The sequence below is a fragment of the Glycomyces sp. NPDC021274 genome (assembly GCF_040641195.1).
GTDB lineage: Bacteria > Actinomycetota > Actinomycetes > Mycobacteriales > Micromonosporaceae > Glycomyces.
The window spans coordinates 1-1,319 of sequence record NZ_JBFADC010000073.1; the positions used below are offsets into that span (position 1 = coordinate 1).

The window sequence follows — 1,319 nt, forward strand, 5'->3', positions numbered from 1 at the left end:
GGATCACCGTCCTGCGGATCGAGCGACCCGCCGGGGAAGGAGGGCTGCCCGGCGTGCGAGCGCAGGGTGCCGGCGCGCTCCATCAGGAGCAGCTCGGGTCCACGGGCGCCGTGCCCGAAGAGGATCAGGACGGCGGACTGCCGGCCGCCGTCCTCGGGCGGCAGGAACCGGCTGAGCTGGCGCGGCTCGATCGTGGCGGCCGCCCGGGCCACCGGAACCAACCACTCCGGCAGGCCCTCGGACGTCACCGCGACCTCCCGCCCGGCCGTCACCGGCCGAGCCCCGGCCGTCTCGCCGTACTGCTCCCGTGCACTCGTCATCCGCGCCCCCTTGAGGCTTACGTCGATGGTCGGTCCGCCAGTGGAGTCGTGCTCGCCGTCGCCGCCCTACGAGGCCGCCAGCGGGAGCGCGGGCTGTCCGGGGTAGTCGGACGGTGGCTTCAGCCGCTGCCCGGGCTGGCCGCCCAGCTCGTACTTGAGCAGCTTCTTCGCCTTCTCCGGGTCGGTCTCGCCCTCGCCGTACGAGGGGCACAGCGGGGCGATGGGGCAGGCCCCACAGGCGGGCTTGCGGGAGTGGCAGACGCGGCGGCCGTGGAAGACCACGCGGTGCGAGAGCATCGTCCAGTCGCTCTTGGGGAAGATCTCGGCGACGTCGGCCTCGACCTTTTCGGCGTCCTGCGCGGTCGTCCAGCCGAAGCGGCGCGCCAGCCGGCCGAAGTGCGTGTCCACGGTGATGCCGGGGACGCCGAAGGCGTTGCCCAACACGACATTGGCGGTCTTGCGGCCGACGCCGGGGAGCGTGACGAGGTCCTCCAGGCGGCCCGGCACCTCGCCGCCGAAGCGGTCGCGCAGCGCCGTGGAGAGGCCGATCAGCGACTTCGCCTTGGCGCGGAAGAAGCCGGTGGGGCGGATCAGCTCCTCCAGCTGCTCCGGGGGGATCGCGGCCATGTCCTCGGGCGTGGGGCAGACGGCGAAGAGCCGGGGGGTGGTCTGGTTGACCCGCAGGTCGGTGGTCTGGGCGGACAGGACCGTGGCGACCAGCAGCTCGAAGGGGTTGCCGAAGTCCAGCTCGGGGTGGGCGTAGGGATACAGCTCGGCCAGCTCGCGGTTGATCCGCCGGGCCCGGCGCACCATCGCGACCCGGGACTCGGGCTTGCGGGCGGGCGCCGCCTTCTTGGCGGGGGCCTTCTTGGCGGCCGTCTTCGTCGCCGCGGCCGTCTTCTTCGCCCCTGCCGGCTTCGCGGCCGCGGTCTTCTTGGCGGTGGTCTTCTTGGCCGCGGTGGTCGTCTTCGTCGCGATCTTGGTCGCGGTCTTCTTCGC

General features: G+C 73.1%; 1 protein-coding gene and 1 pseudogene. Both read right to left on the reverse strand.

Features of this window, described 5'->3' with window-relative positions; all coding sequences use genetic code 11:
* Positions 1 to 320: pseudogene (locus AB0I03_RS26660) on the reverse strand (coenzyme A pyrophosphatase); the annotation flags it as partial.
* Positions 321 to 386: 66 nt separating this feature from the next.
* On the reverse strand, positions 387 to 1,298 hold the full coding sequence (gene nth, locus AB0I03_RS26665; RefSeq protein WP_360417375.1) for an endonuclease III: 912 nt from the start codon (positions 1,296 to 1,298) through the stop codon (positions 387 to 389).
* Positions 1,299 to 1,319: the final 21 nt, after the last annotated feature.